Here is a 5,083-nt window from a genome sequence, read left to right as displayed (position 1 = left end):
GCCAATGGCTGTCGGGGGAACGGTTGCAGAAGCAGGCGCAGTATTGGCGCAGCGCCCTGGCAGGCACAGCCCGTCTTGTCTTGCCGACGGACCGTGCGCGGCCTGCCCAGCAGTCGTTTGCCGCGGCCACGGTCCCGATCGTCATCGATGCGGATTTGACCCGAGAGCTGAAGCGGCTGAGCCTGCAGCATGGCACGACGTTGTTCATGACGGTGCTGGCGGCCTGGGCGGCGGTGCTGTCGCGTCTGTCCGGGCAGGACGATCTTGTGATTGGCGTGCCGAGCGCCAATCGGGGGCACCGCGAGATCGAAGAGCTGATCGGCTTCTTCGTCAACACCCTGGCGCTTCGGCTGGACCTGTCGGGCAAGCCGCGCGTGTCGGAGCTTCTGGAGCGGACGCGGCGCACGGTGCTGGCTGCGCAGGAGCATCAGGACCTGCCGTTCGAGCAGGTGGTGGAGATCGTGCAGCCGCCCCGGGCTCTTGACCACACGCCGTTGTTGCAGGTGATGCTGGCCTGGGAGAACAATGCGGTTGGGTCATTGGACCTGCCGGGGCTGAGTGTCGAAGCTGCCGGGGAGGAGATTGATCAGGTCAAGTTCGATCTGGAGCTGAACCTTGGCGAGCATGGCGAGGAGATCGCCGGAACGCTGGGTTATGCCACGGCGCTGTTTGATCAGGCGACGATCGAGCGGCAGCGTGGTTATCTGCTGGCGCTGCTGCGGGCGATGGCTGCCGATGCGCAGCAAGAGGTCCACCGGATTGAGCTGCTCTCGACTGCCGAGCGCACGTATCTGCTGGAGGAGCTGAACCGGACGGCGGCGTCGTATCCTGCGGAGCGCTGCATCCACGAGCTGTTCGAAGCGCAGGTGCACAAGGCGCCGCATGCGGTGGCGGTGGTCTGCGAAGATGAGCGGCTGAGCTATGCCGAGCTTAATGCGCAGGCCAACCGCCTGGCGCATCACCTGATCGCCCTCGGGGTCAGGCCGGACCAGCCGGTTGCGATCTGCGTTGAGCGCAGTCCGATGATGGTGGTGGGGCTTTTGGCCATCCTGAAAGCCGGCGGGGCGTATGTGCCGCTGGACCCGGCCTATCCGTCGGCGCGGCTGCGCCAGGTGCTCAACGATGCGGTGCCCCGCCTGCTACTGACCGATGTGGCCGGCCGTGCAGCTTTGGGCGTGGATGTGCCGGCCGATGTGAGCGTGGTGGAGCTCGATGCTGCGGCCCCGGCCTGGGCCAACCTGCCGGAAGCGGATCCAGACCCGTGCGCGCTCAGCTTGACCTCCCGCAATCTCGCCTATGTGATCTACACCTCGGGATCCACAGGCACGCCCAAAGGGGCACAGAATGAGCATCGGGCTATCGTTAATCGCCTGATCTGGATGCAGAACGCCTATGGTCTGAAACCAACAGACGTCGTGTTGCAGAAGACGCCATTTAGCTTCGATGTCTCGGCCTGGGAGTTCTTTTGGACTTTGCTTGAAGGGGCAACGCTGGTACTGGCCCCGCCCGGTGCGCACAGAGATCCCGATGCATTGGTCGACTTGATTGTCACCCAGCGCATCACGACGGTTCACTTCGTACCATCCATGCTGGTCAGCTTTTTGGAGGCGAAGAGTGTTGACCGCTGCACATCGCTGCGGCAGGTTTTATGCAGCGGCGAGGCGCTCCCTGCCGCCAGTGTGTATAGGGTTCGGCGCGTATTGCCCTGGACGGCCCTGCACAATCTTTACGGTCCGACTGAGGCCGCGATCGACGTTACATCCTGGAGCTGCCCGGCTGAGTTTGATGAGGCCATCGTCCCGATTGGCCGTCCTATTGCGAACACGCGGGTCTATTTGCTGGATGGTCATGGCGGGCTGGTGCCGTTCGGTGCGGTGGGCGAGCTCTGCATTGGCGGGGCAGGGGTGGCGCGGGGCTACCTGAACCGCTCTGAGCTGACAGCGGAGCGGTTCATCCCCAGTCCCTTTGTCGAGGGCGACCGGCTGTACCGCACCGGCGACCTGGCGCGCTACCTGCCGGACGGCAATCTGGAGTTTTTAGGCCGCAACGACGACCAGGTGAAGCTCCGCGGCTTCCGCATCGAACCGGGCGAGATCGCGGCGCGGCTTTGTGAGCACCCGTTCGTGCGCGAGGCGGTGGTGGTGGCGCGCGAGGATGGTCGCGGCGAGCAGCACCTCGTTGCGTATGTCGTTGCCGCCGAAGCTGAGGAATCTGATCTTGCCGGCGGTTTGCGGGCGCATGTGAGTGCGGGGCTGCCGGACTACATGGTGCCGAGTGCGTTCGTGCGGCTGGCGGCGCTTCCGCTGACGCTGAACGGTAAGCTCGATCGAAACGCGCTGCCGGCCCCGGGCGACGAGGCGTATGCGCGGCGGACCTACGCGCCGCCACAGGGCGAGATGGAGACGGTGCTGGCGCAGATCTGGGCCGAGCTGCTGGGGCTGGAGCGGGTCGGACGGCACGACAACTTCTTCGAACTGGGAGGGCACTCGCTCTTGGCGGTGCAAATGATCGAGCGTCTCCGGCGGCGGTCACTGCGCATTGAGGTGCGCACCTTGTTCGTCAAGCCGGTGCTGTCGGATCTGGCCGCAAGCCTGGGCCGCCATCACGAGGTGGCGGTCCCGGCCAACCTGATCACCGAGCGAAGTGCGGCGATCACGCCGCAGATGTTGCCGCTGATCGAGCTGGCGCAGGACGAGATCGACCGGATCCTCGCCACGGTACCCGGCGGGGTCGGCAACATCCAGGACATTTACGGCCTGTCGCCGCTGCAGGACGGCATCCTGTTCCATCATTTGCTGGCGGCAAAGGGCGATCCATACCTGCTGGTGTCGCAGATGGCGTTTGCCGAGCGTGGGCTGCTCGAGCGCTATCTTGCCGCGGTCCAGCGGGTGGTGGATCGGCATGACATTCTGCGCACCTCGTTCGTCTGGGAGGGGCTGTCGCGCCCGGCGCAGGTGGTGTGGCGCCACGCACCGCTGGAGGTGAGCGAGGTCGAGCTGGACGGGTCTGCTGGTCCTGGCGCCGCGCAGCTTAAGGATCGATTTGATCCGCGCCGGCACCGCATCGATCTTGGCCGAGCGCCCTTGTTGCGGTTTGTGATTGCGCGCGAGCCCGGCCATGGGCGCTGGCTGCTGCTGGAGCTGCAGCATCATCTGATCGGGGATCACACGACGCGGGACGTGATGCATGCTGAGGTCCGGGCCGAGCTGGAGGGACGCGAGCATGAGCTGAGCGCGCCGCAGCCATTCCGCAATCTGGTGGCCCAGGCGCACCTACGCCGTGATGCCAAGGCTGATGAAGCGTTCTTTCGGGAGCTGCTGGCCGACATCGACGAGCCGACCACGCCGTTCGGCTTGAGCGAGGTGCGCGGCGACGGCGGCGGGGTTCGAGAGGCGCAGCGGATGCTGCCGTCAGTGCTCCATGCGAGGCTGCGCGAACAGGCGCGGCGGCTGGGCGTGAGTCTGGCGAGCCTGTGCCATCTGGCGTGGGGACAGGTGGTGGCGCGCAGCAGCGGCCGCGAGCAGGTGGTGTTCGGCACGGTGCTGTTAGGCCGCTTGCAGGGCAGCGCCGGCGCCGACCGCGCCATGGGGCTGTTCATCAACACCTTGCCGCTGCGGCTTGATCTTGATGGGACCGCCGTCGAGGCGAGCGTGCGGACCACGCACGCCCGCCTGGCCGAGCTGCTGGCACATGAGCATGCCTCGCTGGCCTTGGCGCAGCGCTGCAGCGCTATTGCGGCGTCGGCGCCGCTGTTCAGCACGCTGTTGAACTATCGTCACAACACGGCGCCGGCTGTGCCCGGCTCCGGGACGGATAATGTCTTGTCGGGCATGGAATGGCTGGGCGGGGAGGAACGCACCAACTATCCCCTGACCCTGTCGGTAGAGGATTTTGGCGAGGCGCTGGGCCTCACTGTGCAGGTGGCGGAGCCAATCTCGGCGGATCGGATCTGCGGCTACATGCAGCGGGTGCTCGAGCAACTGGCAGAGGCGCTGGAGCATGCCCCGGATACGCCGGTACGCAAGCTCGACATCTTGCCGGCTGAGGAGCGCACCTATCTGCTCGAGGATCTGAACCCGACGGAAGAGGCCTATCCATCAGAGCAGTGCGTCCATGAGCTGTTCGAGGCGCAGGTGCAAAAGGCGCCGGATGCGGTGGCGCTGGTCTGCGCAAACGAGCGGCTGAGCTATGGCGAGCTCAACGCGCGGGCCAACCGGCTGGCGCATCTTCTGATCGAGCTTGGGGTCAAGCCGGACCAGCCGGTGGCAATCTGCCTCGAACGCAGCCTCATGATGATGGTTGGCATCTTGGCGATCCTGAAGGCGGGCGGTGCCTATCTGCCGCTGGACCCAGCCTATCCCAGCGAGCGGCTGCGGCAGGTTGTCAACGATGCCGCGCCGCGCCTGCTGCTTTGCGACGTCGTCGGTCGCGCAGCACTCGGCCCCGAAGTGCTGACCGATGTCACGGTCATTGATCTGGAGACGGGCACGCCCGCGTGGGCCGAACGGCCAGCTTCGAACCCGGACCGGCACACGCTTGGCCTCACATCGGGCCATCTCGCTTATGTGATCTACACCTCAGGCTCAACCGGAACCCCAAAGGGGGTCATGGTCCAGCATCAAGGATTGGTTAATCTGCTGTGGGCTCAACTCGGCCTCTTTGGCGCTTCTTCCAACAGCCGAGTCGTGCAGTTCGCCTCCATTGCTTTTGATGCAAGCGCTTGGGAGCTTGTTATGGCGTTTGGCTCCGGAGCCGCTTTGCACTTGCCCGCGGAAGAGATCCGTCAAGCGAGTAACAAGCTATCGGATTATCTCCAAAGCGAAGCCATCACCCACGCGACATTGCCCCCAGCGTTGCTTCAGACAAATCCGGAATGTTTGGCTGTGCAAGTTCTCATTCTTGCTGGAGAGCTGCCGAAGCCAGAACTCATCCGAAGTCTGGCTCCAGCATCAATGGTTAATGCTTATGGCCCGACCGAGACAACAGTCTGCGCGACGATCTGGCCTTGCCCGGCTGATTTCAATGGGGCGGTGGTCCCGATCGGGCGCCCAATCGCCAACACGCGGGTGTACTTGCTGGACGG

At 64.9% G+C, this 5,083-nt stretch carries 1 protein-coding gene; it reads left to right on the top strand.

Going from position 1 to position 5,083, the window contains the following annotated elements:
• Nucleotides 1–5,083, top strand: a 5,083-nt coding sequence (locus tag XH88_RS05320; RefSeq protein ID WP_442868414.1) for an amino acid adenylation domain-containing protein, incomplete at both ends; no start/stop codon positions are given.

The sequence above is a fragment of the Bradyrhizobium sp. CCBAU 51627 genome (assembly GCF_028128765.1).
GTDB lineage: Bacteria > Pseudomonadota > Alphaproteobacteria > Rhizobiales > Xanthobacteraceae > Bradyrhizobium.
This window is presented reverse-complemented; position numbering and strand designations above follow the sequence as displayed.